Raw genomic sequence first — 15,374 nt, 5'->3', positions numbered from 1 at the left:
GGCCATGGGAAACTTATTGAAAAACACGAAGTGGGAGCTACTCTTTTATTTTCTGCTAAGCGGCGGGATTCTCGCCGCTTTGCTTTATTGGTTCAGCCTGTACGGCTTCGTACAGGTTTTTCCGCCGCGCATCTGGGTGTTCTATCTGCTGGCGGCGGTGCTCGTGGCGGTCGTGACCGGTTATATCGCGGGACAGCGTATCCAGCGCCGCATCGACGTGCTGCATTACAGCATGCTTCAGGTGTCGCAGGGCAATCTGGCGCTGCGGCTCGGCGATACGGAAGACCAATCGTTCACCCGCGTCTATCGCGAGTTTAACGTGATGATGGATTCGATCGAGACCAAGACCAAACTGCTGCAAAAATTGGGCGAAAGCGAAGCGGTCGGCAAAGAACAGCTTGTCGAAAGCGCGGTGCGCGAAGAACGCCGCCGAATGGCGCGCGATCTGCACGATTCGGTCAGCCAGCAGTTGTTCGCGATCCATATGTCGGCCGCTTCGCTGCCCAAGGTTCAGGCGATGAACCCGGACGCCGCGGCGCAGGTCATGCAGCAGTTGATCCAGATGTCCAATCTGGCCCAGAAACAGATGCGGGCGTTGATCGCGCAGCTGCGTCCGGTCGAACTCGAAGGGATCGCGCTGCCGGCGGCGTTGGATCGTTGGTTTCCGGATTACTGTATTCAGAACGGACTCAAAGGCGTCAAAGACGTCGAGCTGTGCGAAGAACTGTCCGAAGCGATCGAACAGCAGTTGTTCTTGATCGTGCAGGAAGCGATGGCGAATATCGTCAAACACGCGCAGGCGAGCATGGTCAGCTTGTCGCTGCGCGAAAACGAACGGCAGGTACTGCTGTCGATCAGCGACGACGGCAAAGGATTTTCCGGCGGCGCGGCGCAGAAGCAGGGGTCTTACGGCTTGATGACGATGAGAGAACGCGCGGAGAAGCTCGGCGGACGCGCGGAGATTCTGACCAAACCCGGCGCGGGCACGACGATTCGCGTACATATACCTAAATTTACAGAAGGAAAGGCAGTGGAAGAGCATGGAGAAGATCAAGATCCTGCTGGCGGACGATCACGACATGGTGAGGATGGGCCTCAAGACGTATCTGATGCTGGAACCGGGATTTGAAGTCATCGGAGAAGCGGCAAACGGCCGTGAAGTGATCGAACGTCTGCGTGCGTCTGCGGCGGAAGGCGGGGAGATGCCGGATCTGATCCTAATGGACTTGATGATGCCGGAAATGAACGGAACGGAAGCGACGCGCGTCGTCGTGTCCGAGTTTCCGGCCGTGCGCGTCGTCATGCTGACCAGCTTCCTCGAAGACAAACTGGTCATGGAAGCGATCGAAGCGGGAGCGGTCAGCTACGTGCTGAAGACCGTGACGGCCGAAGAATTGATCTACGCGCTCAAAGGCGCTTACCGCGGCATGCCGGTGATGACCGGCGACGTTTCGCAAGCGCTGACCCGCGGCATCCGGCAGCGGACCGTCGCGGCCGATTCTTCGCCGCTGACCGAACGCGAGAAAGAAGTGCTGCTGCTGATCGCCGAAGGCATGGGCAACAAAGAGATCGGCGAAGAGCTGCATATCAGCATCAAGACGGTCAAGACGCATGTCAGCAACCTGCTGATGAAATGCGAATTGGAAGACCGGACGCAGCTCGCGATTTATGCGCACCGGCAGGGCTTGGCGAGGTCTTGAAAAACGCCCGGAAAGCAGCTTGACGACGGGCAGCAAGAAACCGGAGCTTTTCCTTACGGAAAAGCTTTTTTTGATACGCAGAATTCGGTAAGCGTTACCAACGGCGTCAATACGCTTTTTTCTTTTTCTTATCAATCTTTATACCTCTTTTAATGTGCAATTAAGGTTGCTGGGCGAAAATAACTTCAGAAGCAAACGACGCACTACCGAATGAAGACACGCGAAAGCTTAATCAAAATTACGTTATTCGGCACAGCCCGAAAAGCGAGGAGGACAATAGAGATGGACGAAAAGAAATACGGTAACGGTTATGACGAAAACAACGCGACAAACGGCAGCGGAAGCAGCGATAATCTAAACGCAAGCTCCTCCGAGCAAGCGGGCGGCGGCCGCGAAGGTTCCTCTTATTATTATTCGTACGGACCGTTCCAATCGGTCAACTCGTCCGACGCGGAAGCGAAGAACGTGCAGAACGTGGACGTGACGCCGCCGAGCGCGATTCGCGGATACGATTCTTACGGAACGCCGAACGGACAAGGTTCCAAATCGGGCGGCAACTGGAACTATAACCAGAAGCCCAAGTCTTCGTTCAAGAACGCGCTGACTTCGTTCGCGGCCGGAGCGCTCGGCGCGATCGTCATCACCGGTTCGGTCTTCACCGCCGGACATGCCGGCTGGTTCTCGGGCGGCGGAACGGCGACGACGCCTACGGCCGCCGTGACGACGCCGGCGAAATCCAGCGGCGTGACGACCGCGGGCTACACGATCGATTCTTCCAAAGACATCGCGGACGTCGTGAATCAAGCCAGTCCTTCGGTCGTGAAGATCGAAACGTTGTCCAAAGGCGGCGGCGGTACCAACAACAGCAGCTCGAACTTCAACGATCCGTTCTTCCAATACTTCTTCGGCGGCCAAAACGGAAACGGAGGCAGCGGCGGAAACGGCGGAAGCAATCAAGGCAGCGGCAATTCCGGTTCTTCTTCGGATCAGTTGACGCCGCTCGGACTCGGAACAGGCTTCATTTTCGATAAAGAAGGTTACATCCTGACCAATAACCACGTGGTGGAAGGCGGCGACGTCATCCAAGTGACGGTGGACGGCACGACCAAACCTTACGAAGCCAAACTGCTCGGACACAGCGCCGATCTCGACCTTGCGGTTCTGAAGATCACCAGCACAGACGGCAAAGACTTCCCTTATATCTCGCTCGGCGACTCGAACAACATGGCGATCGGGAACTGGGTCGTGGCGATCGGCAACCCGGAAGGCTTCGAGCATACGGTAACGGCCGGCGTGCTCAGCGCCAAAGAACGCGAAATCTCCATCTCCGACGAAACGACCGGCAAAGCGACGCAGTACAAACACCTGCTGCAAACCGACGCTTCGATCAACCCGGGCAACTCCGGCGGCCCGCTGCTGAACCTCAAAGGCGAAGTCATCGGCATGAACACGGCCGTCAGCACGGAAGCGCAGGGCATCGGATTCGCGATCTCTTCGAACACGATCAAGAACGTCGTGGAACAATTGAAGAACAACCAAGAGATTCCGAAAGAAGCCGTTCCGTTCATCGGCGCCAGCTTGACGACCATGTCGGACAGCATCGCGCAGCAAATGGGCGTAACGACCAAAGAAGGTTCGCTCGTCAGCGAAGTCCTCTACGGTTCGCCGGCTTACAAAGCCGATCTGCGCAGCTACGATATCATCACCGGCATCAACGGCACGCCTTACGCGACGAGCCAAGACTTGATCACGGCGATCCAGAAGCTCAAAGTCGGCGACCAGATCACGCTGAACGTCGTGCGCAACGATAAGAAGGTCGATCTCAAAGTAACGATCGCCGACCGCAACGTGTACGAAGAATCCGCTGCGGCGCAGCAGAACAACAATTCGAACAACAGCGAGAACAACAACGGATTCGTCAACCCGTTCGGCGGCAGATAATTTCCGCCTTCAGGGAAAGAAAGAGCGGGAAGGGGAGACCCTTCCCGTTTTTGCGTCAAAAAGAGTGCGGAGGCAAGCGAACGTTGCTACAATAATAAAAAAGCATGTAGAGGAGAACGAAGAAAAAGATGCGATCGAATATATTGGTAGTAGACGACGACGAGAAAATCATTTCCATGCTTCGCCGAGGCTTGGCTTTCGAAGGCTACGAAGTCCACACGGCGCCCAACGGGGCGGAAGGCTTGAAGCTGATGAGAACGACCGATCCCGATCTGCTCGTGCTCGACGTGATGATGCCCGAGGTGGACGGTTTCGAAGTCGTGCGCAGATTGCGCGAAGCCGGCAGCGCCGTTCCGGTGCTGATGTTGACCGCCAAAGACGAGCTGGAAAATCGGGTCAAAGGCTTGGATCTCGGCGCGGACGATTATCTGGTCAAACCTTTCGCTCTCGAAGAACTGCTGGCGCGCGTCCGCGCGCTTCTGCGCCGCAAGACCGACAGCGTGCGCGAAGACGACGGCGAGCGTCTGAGCTTCGAAGATTTGGTCATGAACGTGGATTCCCGGGAAGTGACGCGGGGAGACAAACGGGTCGAGCTGACGGCCAAAGAATTCGAACTGCTTCATTTGTTCATGCTGAATCCGCGGCGCGTATTGTCGCGGGACCTGATCATGGACAAAATCTGGGGATACGATTACAGCGGCGAGTCGAACGTGCTTGAAGTCTATGTGGCAATGCTGCGCCAGAAGACCGAAGAATCCGGCGGCAAACGCCTGATCCAGACGATCCGCGGCGCCGGTTACATCTTGAGAAGCGATTCCTAAAAGGGGGCAGCCCTCTGTCATGTCCATCCGTTTACGTTTGACCGCCTGGTATTCGGGCATCCTCGCGCTGACGCTGTTGATGTTCAGCGGAGTCATCTATACGTTCGTTTATTACAATACTTACGTGAGCACGTACGATACGTGGCGAAGCCGGATCAGCGACCAGATTCGGCAGAGCATTACCGCGCCGGGCATCAACAGCGACGGAACGGTGAGTTCGCGGATTAACGTCAACAATATTTTGCAGACGATCGATCGGCGGCTGTATGTGCAGATCTACTATTATAATACGAACAAAATCCAGCAGTCCGACAATATGATGTACGGCGGCGAAGCTTTCAAATTCGACGTGCCGGCCGATCCTGCGGACGTGGTCAAAGACTTCAGTCAGATCAACGCGAACGGCAAACCGTATCTGATGTATCAGCAGTTGATGCAGACCGACGTCTCGGGCGCTCCCGTGCTGCTTCAGATCGCGGCCAGCACGGAAGAAGCCGAGAACATGATGTCCGACATGCGTTTCATTCTGGTACTGGGTTCGCTCGCGACGCTGATTCTGGCCGCCACGCTCGGCATGTTTCTCGCGAGGAAATCGATGGCGCCGATCGGCAAAGTCATCGAAGCGGCCAATGCGGTGCAGACGAGCAGCGACTTGAGCGTGAGGATCGATTATACCGGCCCGCAGGACGAGGTCGGACAGTTGATCAGCACGGTCAATCGCATGATGTCGCGTACCGAGTTGTTCTATAAAGATCTCGAAGAATCGTACCGGACGCAGCGCCGCTTCGTGTCGGACGCTTCGCACGAACTGCGCACGCCGCTCACGACTATTCGGGGCAACACGGATCTGCTCAAGAAAATCTGGACGATGGACAGCATGCCGCAGGGACTGAGCGAAGAAGATTTGCGGCAGATGTCGGTCGAAGCGATCGGCGATATCGCCGACGAATCCGAACGCATGAGCCGTCTGATCAGCGACATGCTGTCATTGGCTCGCGCGGATGCGGGTCAGACGATGCAAAAAGAACTGCTGGAGTTCGGCCCGCTCGTCGAAGACGTGGTTCGCCGCGCTCAATTCCTGCCGCATCGCGCCGACTGGCTGCCGGGAGATCTGTCTTCGCTGGAGGGCATCGCGGTAGTGGGCAACAAAGACTACTTGCAGCAGATGTTATTCATTTTTATCGAGAACGCGTTCAAGTATACGCCGGAAGGCGAAGTGCGCTTCGACGTGCTGCTCTATCGCCAACAGGTCGGAATCCGGGTGAAAGATACGGGCATCGGGATGGACAAAGACGAAGTGCCGCATATCTTCGAACGCTTCTACCGGGCGGACGAATCGCGAGGCAAAACGCCGGGAACGGGCCTCGGACTGTCGATCGCCAAATGGATCATCGACGAACATCAAGGTTCGGTCGAAGTCGTGACGGTCAAAGGTGAAGGAACCACGTTCATCATCTGGCTGCCCGCGCTGTTCCCCGAGGTCCAAGCGGCTTCGGACGCGGACGAAGTCTCGGAGCGCGAGGAATCGGCCGAACAAGAAAGTTTCGAACCGGAAACGGAAAAAAGCGCGGAGACATCCGAAGAAAGCGGGAATCGGCATCGGGCCGAGTAAAAGCTGCCGAAAAAGCGGCGGGAAAAACGGCGAACAGGCTGTCGTTTCCCCGCCGCCTTTCTTCGCGCCTTCCGATACGTTATAATCGGGGTATGCGCTGGTGCGCTTAAGCCATGAATCCGAAAGCAGGTGCTGATAGATGGAAGTATTGCGTATCGCCCCGCGCGGCTACTGTTACGGCGTAGTCGACGCGATGGTATTGGCCAGACAGGCGGCTCAGAACCTCGATCTGCCGCGGCCTATTTATATACTCGGCATGATCGTGCACAACGCGCACGTGACCCAATCGTTCGAGGACGAAGGCATCATTACGCTCGACGGGCCGAACCGGCTCGAGATTCTGGAGAAGGTCGATAAAGGAACGGTTATTTTTACCGCTCACGGCGTATCGCCGGAAGTGCGCAAGCGCGCGCGCGAACGCGGACTGACGACGGTCGACGCGACCTGCCCGGACGTGACGAAGACGCACGACCTGATCCGCGATAAGACGGCGGACGGTTACGAAGTCGTATATATCGGCAAAAGAAACCATCCCGAGCCGGAAGGCGCGATCGGCATCGCTCCGGAACATGTGCATCTGATCGAGAAAGAAGAAGAGATCGATGCGCTGGACGTGCCGGCGGGCAAGATCATCATCACCAACCAGACGACGATGAGCCAATGGGATATCAAGCATATTATGAAAAAACTGCTGGAACGTTATCCGGGAGCCGAAGTCCATAACGAAATCTGTCTGGCGACCCAAGTGCGGCAGGAAGCGGTCGCCGAGCAGGCCGGTCAAGCCGATCTGGTTATCGTCGTGGGCGATCCGCGGAGCAACAACTCCAACCGGCTCGCGCAGGTCTCGGAAGAGATCGCGGGCACGACCGCGTACCGCGTGTCGGACGTCAGCGAGATCAAGCAGGAATGGCTGATGGGGATTCGGAAAGTCGCGGTAACGGCCGGCGCTTCCACGCCGACGCCGATCACCAAAGAAGTCATCAACTATCTCGAACAGTTCGAAGAAAGCGATCCTTCGACTTGGGAGCTCAAACGTACCGTCGACATGAAGAAACTGCTGCCGCCGGTTCGGACGAAAACCAAAGTCGCGGAGTAAGAGGTTCGTCGCTTAGCGGAGCGGGAGTAGAAGTTATACACAAGAATCGAATAAAAAAGCTGCCGAAGATGTCTTCGGCAGCTTTTTGGCGTCAAATCAACACATAAGTCGCTCTGAGCGGTCCGTGCACGCCGACCACGAGCTGCATCTCGATATCGGCCGAGTTGGAAGGGCCGGAGATCAGGTTAATGCAGGAGCCGAGCGCTTCGCCGGCTTCGTGGCGGCGATTCAGCGCCGCCGCTGCCTGCGTGGAGCGAGGCACGATGCGGTCTCGCTGGATCACGCCGATATAATGCGCCGGCAGGAAGTGCAGCGCCCGTCCTTGGTCGGGCCGGCTCTCCAGCACGACCGTGCCGGACTCGGCCAGCGCGTAGTCGGCGAACACGAGCGCGACGTTGGCCGCCTCCGCGCGGCGGACGTTGTCTTCGCGGCTAGCGTCCGGCGACCAGACGGAGCCGCCGGGGAAGTTCAAGCCGTATTCGGCGAACCGCGGATCGCCGGATCGGATGACCGGACCGCCGCCGAAGCCGGCGATCAGGTCGTCTAGCGTCCGCTGCAGCAGCGCGGGCGTCGATTCGATCACCTGCGTATGAATGAAGGTGCATTGTTCTTTCAGCACCTCGACCAATTGCTCCGTCGTCCGGTCCGCGAGCGTGTCCAGATGGACCGTATGCTTCCAAGCCGGCCGCTGCACGGGGTCCGTCCTGCGGGGACGGCCGAGACTTTCGGCGACGCGGCTTAAGAAAGCGTCGCGGTTAGAGCCGCCCGAACCTGCGGGGTTGCGCTTATCCGGCTGCGAAAAAGATGTCGTCATGCGTTATCGCCTCCTCTGCCGATGCGGGACGAAGCTTCTTCGACCGAGACGTCGCGGCCGGGCTTGGGCCCTACTTCTGTCGTCTTCAGATCGCCGGCGGTTCTTGCCGTCCGATCCGCGACTTCGGTCTCGGCCGCAGCGCCGTCCGGCCGCTCCCGGTTCTCGTACCAAGCGCGGAATCCGTCGCGCTTCTTCACCGGCTGCGGCATGTCGCGGATGCCGATCCAGCCTTCGATCGGGCCCGGGCCGCGCACGATGCGGCCGTGTCGGCTCATGAGCTTGGTCATGGAATAAGCCAGCCGCAGCGTGCTGCCGAACAAGCCCGGCGACGACAAAAATTTGCCGGCCGCTTTCATTTGTATCCGGTCGGCGGCGCCTGTCCGCCCTTGAGAGACGATGTTCTGCCGGTGCAAGATGAGCTGCTCGTGCAGCGGAATCTTGACCGGACAGACGTCCGTGCAGGCGCCGCACAGGCTGGAAGCGTACGGCAGCTCTTTGTAATCGTCGTAACCGCCGAGCAGCGGCGTGATGACCGCGCCGATCGGTCCCGGATAGATCGAGCCGTAAGCATGGCCGCCGATATGCCGGTATACCGGGCAGACGTTCAAGCACGCGCCGCAGCGGATGCATTGCAGCGCTTCGCGGAACTCGCCGGCCAGAATGTCCGAACGGCCGTTGTCCACGATCACGAGATGGAATTCTTCCGGCCCGTCGACTTCGCCTTCGGCGCGCGGCCCCATAACCGTGATATAGCTGGTCAGTTTCTGCCCGACGGCGCTGCGGCAGAGCAGATTGTCCAGCACTTCCATCTCTTCCATCGTAGGCACGATCCGTTCCATGCCCATTACGGCGATCTGCGTTTTGGGCAGAGCGGCGACCAGATCGCCGTTGCCTTCGTTGGTTACCAGATTGACCGCGCCCAGATTCGCTACCGCGAAGTTGCAGCCCGTGATGCCGATCTCCGCTTCGAGGAATTTCTCGCGCAGCACCTTGCGGGCGAAACGAGCCAGATGTTCGGGCGTTTCGTCGCCTTGATAACTCAATTTGTCCGCGAATACGTCGCGAATCTGATTGCGGTTCTTATGCAGCGCCGGAGCCACGATATGCGAAGGCGGGTCCCAATCGTCTTCTTGCAAAATGTATTCGCCGAGGTCCGTCTCGATGATCTCGCAGCCCGCTTCCGCAAGCACGTGATTCATCTCGATCTCTTCGGTCACCATCGATTTGGATTTGACGACTTTGCGCGCGTTTTTATTTTCGATCACTTGTCGGATATAGCCGCTCGCTTCTTCTTTGGTCCGGGCGAAAAAGACCTGTCCGCCGCGCCGCTCCACGTTGTCGGCCATCTGCCCCAGATAGTAGTCCAGATTCTCCAACGTATGCTGCCGGATCTGCTGACCCAACTCGCGCCAGCGTTCCCAATCGCCGAGCGTGGTCGCGGCCGTCAGCCGCCTCGTCTTGAGACTGTCTTGGGCGGAACCGACCGCGCCGCGCATAAAAGCGTCGCCGATTCCGTCTTCGGTCCGAACGCCGAAAGCCCGGTTGTCCGTTTTGAGACTCATGCGTAGATTCCTCCTTTGACGGCCGCCGGCCGGCTGTTCAACACTTCCGCGATATGCATGACTTTGATCTCTTTGCCCGTGCGCGACATTCGCCCGCCGATATTCATCAAGCAGCCCATGTCCGCGCTGATCAGATATTCCGCGCCCGTTTCCGCGACGCAGGCGCTTTTTTCGTCGACCATCTGCTCGGAAATCCGAGGCATCTTCACGGAGAACGTGCCGCCGAACCCGCAGCAGTTGTCGCTGTTCTTAAGCGGTTCGAGCTGCAGCCCGTCCACGTTCTCGAGCAGCAGGAAAGGCGTCTCCGCTTCGCCGAGCAGTCTCGTCATATGGCAGGAGCGATGATACGTCGCGCTGCCTTCGAGTTTCGCGCCCACGTCGGTAACGCCGAGAACGCGAACGATGAACTGCGTGAACTCGTACGATTTTTCTTTTAACGCAATCGCTTTCATTTCCCACTGCGGATCGCCCGCGAAGACATGAGGGTATTCATGGAACATGGCGATGCAGGAGCCCGAAGGGCCGACGACGTAATCCGAATGTTCGAACGCGAGCATCATGTTGATCATCGCCTGCTTCGACTCTTCCAGATAACCGCTGTTATAGGTCGGCTGCCCGCAGCAGACTTGAGAAGCCGGAAAATCCGTTTCGCAGCCGAGCCGTTCGAGAACTTCGACCATCGCGCGGCCTACGCCGGGGAACATGAGATCCACCAGACAGGTCGAGAAAATGCTGACTTTCATATGCGATCCCTCCGTTTTTCCTTTATTCTACTCTTCGATTGTACGCTTGAAAACCACAATAGTACAAAAATTAAATAAAAAACATCACAAAACCACAATTTTAAAGCCAAAAATGTTGACAATAAAAATTGATAACGTTTACAATGTGGATGAAGACCAAGACATTTTAACCCATTTCTGAGGAGGCAGGACCGGTGCAAAAACATCAGATGTATATTAACGGGCAATTTACCGATGCGGAAAACGGAGAATGGATGGACGTGACCAACCCTTCGACGGACGAAATCGTTTCGCAGGTGCCGAAAGCGACGCGCGGAGACGTCGTTCGGGCGATCGACGCGGCGGAAGCGGCGCAGTCGGCTTGGGAAGAAACGCCGGCGGTCGAGCGCGGCGTCTATCTGCACCGCATCGCGGACGGAATCCGCGAGCAGTCGGAAGAGATCGCCCGTCTGATTTCCGAAGAAGTGGGCAAGACGCTCGAATTGTCGACCGTCGAAGTGAACTTCACGGCGGATTATATGGATTATATGGCGGAATGGGCGCGTCGTTACGAAGGCGAGATCGTCCAGAGCGACCGCGGCAACGAGAACATCTTCGTGTTCAAAAGAGCGATCGGCGTGACCACCGGCATCCTGCCGTGGAACTTCCCGTTCTTCCTGATCGCCCGCAAGATGGCTCCGGCGCTGATCACCGGCAATACGATCGTGGTGAAGCCGAGCGCGGAATCGCCGAACAATGCGATCGCGTTCACGAAGATCGTCGATAAGGTCGGTCTGCCGGCGGGCGTATTCAATCTCGTGACCGGACGCGGCGGCGAAGTGGGCAACGAACTGGCGAGCAATCCGAAGGTGGGCATGGTCAGCTTGACGGGCAGCGTGCCGGCCGGGCAGAAAGTCATGGAAGCGGCCGCCGAGAATATCATCAAAGTCAGTCTGGAACTGGGCGGCAAAGCGCCGGCGATCGTGCACAAAGACGCCGATCTCGATCTGGCGGTCAAGTCGGTCGTGGACTCGCGCGTCATCAATACGGGACAAGTATGCAACTGCGCGGAACGCGTATACGTGCACGAAGAGATCAAAGACGAATTCACGAGCCGCCTCGTCGAAGCGATGAAAGCCGTCAAGTACGGCAACCCGCTCACCGACGAAGGCATTCAGATGGGCCCGCTGATCAACAAAGACGCGCAGGCTTCCGTGCAGGCGAAAGTCGATCGTGCCGTCGAACAAGGCGCGAAAGTGCTGCTGGGCGGCAGCAAAGTCGAAGGAACCGGCAGCTTCTATGAGCCGACGGTCATCGGCGACGCGCGCAACGACATGGAGATCATCCAAGAAGAGATCTTCGGTCCGGTCATCCCGATCGTCTCGTTCAAGACGCTGGACGAAGCGATCGAACTGGCGAACGACAGCGAATTCGGCTTGACTTCGTCGCTCTATACGCAGAATTTGAACGTGGCGATGAAAGTGATCAAACGCCTCAAATACGGAGAAACGTATATCAACCGCGAGAACTTCGAGGCTATGCAAGGTTTCCACGCGGGCTGGCGCAAATCCGGCATCGGCGGCGCGGACGGCAAACACGGCTTGAACGAATACCTGCAGACCCAAGTGGTGTATTTGCAGTACGACAAAAACATCGAATAAAGTTTCGATAAAACTTCAATAAGAGTCTGTCGACAATAAGCTTCTCCGCTGCTTGCGGTCGAAACGGGAGAGCGGTTTGACCGATCATTCGGCCAAAGCACTCGGCCGGAACGTTTTCCGATCAGGGAAACGTTCCGGCTTTTTTCGTCAGCGGCCTGATAGCGGTAACGCGCAGGCGGACATGAATAGAGGCGATGCAGCGGGGGAAGACGATTGTCCGCACAGGAGAGACTTGAGAAAGCTCCTGATTTGCCGTCCGCTTCATGCACATTCGAAGAGCGGAATAGGTTTCCGCAAAAAAGCGTCTTTCCGGGTTGACGGTAGGCGCTTTTTTTGTTAGAGTTACTTCAACGGATAAAAGCATAAAAGCTTAAAAGCGTCTAAGTGCGAAATAATCTTCGGATTAGGGGTATCCCTCCCGAAAAGACAAAAAGACAACAGGGAACAACGTTCCCATTCCCATAACGAAAGGAAGAGAATATTATGATCGCGATCTTATCGAACCAAGCTCCGGAGGAGCAATTGCAGGAAGTCATCCGCGTGATCGAAAAAGAAGGGTTGACCGTCCATCTATCGAGAGGCGCCGACCGTACGGTCGTAGGCTTGGTCGGCAAAGCCGAGCCGAGATTGGCGGAGCATCTGCGTCAGATGAAAGGCGTCGAAGACGTCGTGAAGATCTCCAAGTCCTACAAATTGGCGAGCCGCGATTTCCATCCGGAAAACACGGTCATCCAGATCGGCGACGTGAAGATCGGCGGCGGCGAACTGGTCGTCATGGGCGGACCTTGCGCGGTCGAATCGCCGGAGCAGATCGACGAGATCGCCCGGCTGGTCAAAGCGGCCGGCGGCCAAGTGCTGCGCGGCGGCGCGTTCAAACCGCGTACCGGTCCTTACAGCTTCCAAGGCGTAGGCGTAGAAGGCCTGATCATGATGGCGGAAGCCGGCAAAAAGCACGGCCTGCTCACGATCACCGAAGTCATGACGCCGGAATACGTCGACATCTGCGCGGAATACGCCGATATCCTGCAGATCGGCACGCGGAACATGCAGAACTTCGATCTGCTCCGCAAACTGGGCACGTGCGGCCGTCCGGTGCTGCTGAAGCGCGGCTTCAGCGCGACGTACGACGAACTGCTGAACGCCGCCGAATACATTCTGGCCGGCGGCAACCCGGACGTCATGCTGTGCGAGCGCGGCATCCGCACGTTCGAACCGTACACGCGCAATACCCTCGATCTCGCGGCGATTCCGGTTCTTCAGAGCCTGAGCCATCTGCCGGTCATCTCCGATCCGAGCCACGGCACCGGCCGACGCGAACTCGTCGAACCGATGGCCAAAGCTTCGGTGGCCGCAGGCGCGGACGGCCTGATCATCGAGATGCATACCGATCCCGACAATTCGATGACGGGCGACGGCGTCCAATCGCTGTTCCCGGATCAGTTCGCCGGCCTGCTTCGCGATCTGGAGCAATTGTCTCCGATCGTCGGCAAAAGCTTCTCCACGACCAAAGCGGAAGCGGACGCTTTTAAAAATTGGGCGATCGTCTAATTTTTGAACGGAAGTTAACAAAAAAGCTAACCTGCTTTCCATGCTTTACAATCGAAAAAGCCCGCGTCGTACCGCCGTTTGCGGCCGACGTCGGGCTTTCTTGACAAATTGCTTTAAATTTCACGAAAGTGTGAGCATAACTCACATACCCGTAAAAAATAGCTGACATGAGACTTGACTGCTAAATAGTGCCGTTTTATAATGACGACAGCGAAAAAAGAGCATGAACGTTTCATAACGCATATCCGTTCAATGTTCGGAAATTTGGGAGGAAAGTGACATGTCGGTAGAAAAAGTATTGAAGCTTATTCAGGAGAACAACATCGAGTGGGTTGATTTCCGTTTCGTGGATCTGTCGGGCAAAGCTCACCACATTTCGGTCCCTGCAAGCGCGGTTGAAGAAGAAACGTTCGAGAACGGGGTTGCCTTCGACGGATCGTCGATTCCGGGCTTCCGCGGGATCGAAGAGTCGGATATGGTCATGATGCCGGATCCGGAATCGGTCTACATCGACGCTTTCACCGCTCATCCAACATTGAACATTATGTGCAACATCCATACGCCGGACGGCGACCGTTACGATCGCGACCCTCGCGGCATCGCCGAGAAAGCCGAAGAATTCATGCAAGCAAGCGGCGTGGGTTCGGCAGCGTTCTTCGCGCCTGAATCCGAGTTCTTCATCTTCGACGACGTTCGTTACCACAGCGGCATGAACGGCGCTTCGTTCGAAGTCGATTCCGAAGAAGCGGCTTGGAACACCAACCGCAAAGAAGAAGGCGGCAACCTCGGCTTCAAAGTGGGCGTCAAAGGCGGATACGTACCGGTCGCTCCGGTCGACAGCCAACAGGACATCCGCAGCGAAATGTGTCGTCTGCTCGAAGAAGCGGGCCTCGTGATCGAACGTCACCACCACGAAGTGGCGACTGCCGGTCAAGCGGAAATCAACTTCCGTTTCGACACGCTGAAGAAAACGGCCGACAACCTGCTCAAATACAAGTACATCGTGCACAACACCGCTCGCCAATACGGCAAAACGGCTACGTTTATGCCTAAACCGCTCTTCGGCGACAACGGCAGCGGCATGCACGTTCACCAATCGATCTTCAAAGACGGCGAGCCTTTGTTCTACGAAAAAGGCGGCTACGCGAACCTGAGCGAAATGGCGCTGAACTACATCGGCGGCATCCTGTACCACGCTCCGGCCCTGATCGCGCTGACGAACCCGAGCACGAACTCGTTCAAACGTCTGGTTCCGGGTTACGAAGCTCCGGTTAACCTCGTCTTCTCCAAAGGCAACCGTTCCGCGGCCGTCCGTATCCCGGTCGCTGCCGTAACGCCTAAAGGCTGCCGCATCGAGTTCCGTACGCCGGACTCCACGGCTAACCCTTACCTCGCTTTCGCGGCGATGCTGATGGCCGGCCTGGACGGCATCAAGAAGAAAATCAACCCGGTCGAGCTGGGCTACGGTCCTGCCGACAAGAACCTGTACGATCTGCCGGAAGAAGAGAAATCCCAAATCCGCAGCGTTCCGGGTTCCCTGGAAGAAGCGCTTGACGCGCTCGAAGCGGACAGCGCGTTCCTGACGGAAGGCAACGTCTTCTCCGAAGACTTCATCGCCAACTACATCGCGTTCAAACGCGCCGAAGCGAAACAAGTTTCGATCCGCGTTCATCCGCACGAATACAGCCTGTACTACGACTGCTAATCGCTTCCGGGCGATTCGCGAAATTGCGGGCCGCATAACGAAAGCCTCCGTCCCGACCGGGACGGAGGCTTTTTTATTCGGATTTCGCCGCCTGAACGGCGGCAGGGATATGCTTCGCGGCCGTATTGCGCGAAAAAAACGCCCGCCCGGCAAGGGGCGGACGTTACGGAGAGCTTGCCCAGCGGCTGAACT

At 57.2% G+C, this 15,374-nt stretch carries 11 protein-coding genes and 1 pseudogene; 9 read left to right on the top strand and 3 right to left on the bottom strand.

What is annotated here, in order from left to right; genetic code table 11:
- Positions 1 to 4 precede the first annotated feature (4 nt).
- From CDO73_RS19515 to CDO73_RS19490, 6 genes are all read left to right on the top strand, one after another.
- Positions 5 to 1,129, top strand: a complete 1,125-nt coding sequence (locus CDO73_RS19515) for a HAMP domain-containing sensor histidine kinase (protein WP_088490203.1) — start codon at positions 5 to 7, stop codon at positions 1,127 to 1,129.
- Positions 1,041 to 1,700 (top strand): response regulator, encoded by a 660-nt coding sequence (locus CDO73_RS19510; protein WP_088490202.1) that lies wholly within the window; start codon positions 1,041 to 1,043, stop codon positions 1,698 to 1,700. The genes CDO73_RS19515 and CDO73_RS19510 overlap by 89 nt, the downstream gene beginning before the upstream one ends.
- Positions 1,701 to 1,982: 282 nt before the next feature.
- Positions 1,983 to 3,641 carry a S1C family serine protease gene (locus tag CDO73_RS19505; protein ID WP_088490201.1) on the top strand — a complete coding sequence of 553 codons (1,659 nt, stop codon included), beginning with the start codon at positions 1,983 to 1,985 and terminating at the stop codon, positions 3,639 to 3,641.
- A gap of 128 nt (positions 3,642 to 3,769) precedes the next feature.
- Positions 3,770 to 4,462, top strand: a complete 693-nt coding sequence (locus tag CDO73_RS19500) for a response regulator transcription factor (RefSeq protein WP_088490200.1) — start codon at positions 3,770 to 3,772, stop codon at positions 4,460 to 4,462.
- A gap of 19 nt (positions 4,463 to 4,481) precedes the next feature.
- Positions 4,482 to 6,074, top strand: a complete 1,593-nt coding sequence (locus CDO73_RS19495) for a sensor histidine kinase (protein WP_088490199.1) — start codon at positions 4,482 to 4,484, stop codon at positions 6,072 to 6,074.
- Positions 6,075 to 6,213: 139 nt separating this feature from the next.
- Positions 6,214 to 7,170 (top strand): 4-hydroxy-3-methylbut-2-enyl diphosphate reductase, encoded by a 957-nt coding sequence (locus tag CDO73_RS19490; RefSeq protein ID WP_088490198.1) that lies wholly within the window; start codon positions 6,214 to 6,216, stop codon positions 7,168 to 7,170.
- Between the two features lie 91 nt (positions 7,171 to 7,261).
- Here the strand turns inward: CDO73_RS19490 and CDO73_RS19485 are convergent, their stop codons facing one another.
- From CDO73_RS19485 to CDO73_RS19475, 3 genes and pseudogenes are all read right to left on the bottom strand, one after another.
- The gene (locus CDO73_RS19485; protein ID WP_088490197.1) at positions 7,262 to 7,984 is read right to left on the bottom strand and encodes a LutC/YkgG family protein; all 723 of its coding nucleotides are present in this window, start codon (positions 7,982 to 7,984) and stop codon (positions 7,262 to 7,264) included.
- Positions 7,985 to 8,133: 149 nt separating this feature from the next.
- Positions 8,134 to 9,546, bottom strand: a pseudogene (locus CDO73_RS19480) (LutB/LldF family L-lactate oxidation iron-sulfur protein); the annotation flags it as partial.
- Positions 9,543 to 10,289 carry a (Fe-S)-binding protein gene (locus CDO73_RS19475; protein ID WP_088490195.1) on the bottom strand — a complete coding sequence of 249 codons (747 nt, stop codon included), beginning with the start codon at positions 10,287 to 10,289 and terminating at the stop codon, positions 9,543 to 9,545. The pseudogene CDO73_RS19480 and the gene CDO73_RS19475, both read right to left, overlap by 4 nt.
- Before the next feature lie 209 nt (positions 10,290 to 10,498).
- Here CDO73_RS19475 and aldA point away from each other — a divergent pair, with 209 nt between their 5' ends.
- The 3 genes from aldA to glnA all read left to right on the top strand — a co-directional run bounded on the left by aldA (position 10,499) and on the right by glnA (position 15,182).
- Entirely contained in the window at positions 10,499 to 11,929 is a 1,431-nt protein-coding gene (aldA, locus tag CDO73_RS19470) for an aldehyde dehydrogenase (protein WP_088490321.1), read from the top strand.
- 483 nt (positions 11,930 to 12,412) lie between these two features.
- Entirely contained in the window at positions 12,413 to 13,477 is a 1,065-nt protein-coding gene (gene aroF, locus CDO73_RS19465; protein WP_088490194.1) for a 3-deoxy-7-phosphoheptulonate synthase, read from the top strand.
- Positions 13,478 to 13,757: 280 nt separating this feature from the next.
- The gene (gene glnA / locus CDO73_RS19460) at positions 13,758 to 15,182 is read left to right on the top strand and encodes a type I glutamate--ammonia ligase (RefSeq protein ID WP_088490193.1); all 1,425 of its coding nucleotides are present in this window, start codon (positions 13,758 to 13,760) and stop codon (positions 15,180 to 15,182) included.
- Positions 15,183 to 15,374 lie beyond the last annotated feature (192 nt).

This window comes from Saccharibacillus sp. O23 (assembly GCF_002205895.1).
Taxonomy (GTDB): domain Bacteria; phylum Bacillota; class Bacilli; order Paenibacillales; family Paenibacillaceae; genus Saccharibacillus.
The sequence above is the reverse complement of the archived record's forward strand: the minus strand, read 5'-3'. Positions and strand labels throughout refer to the sequence as shown.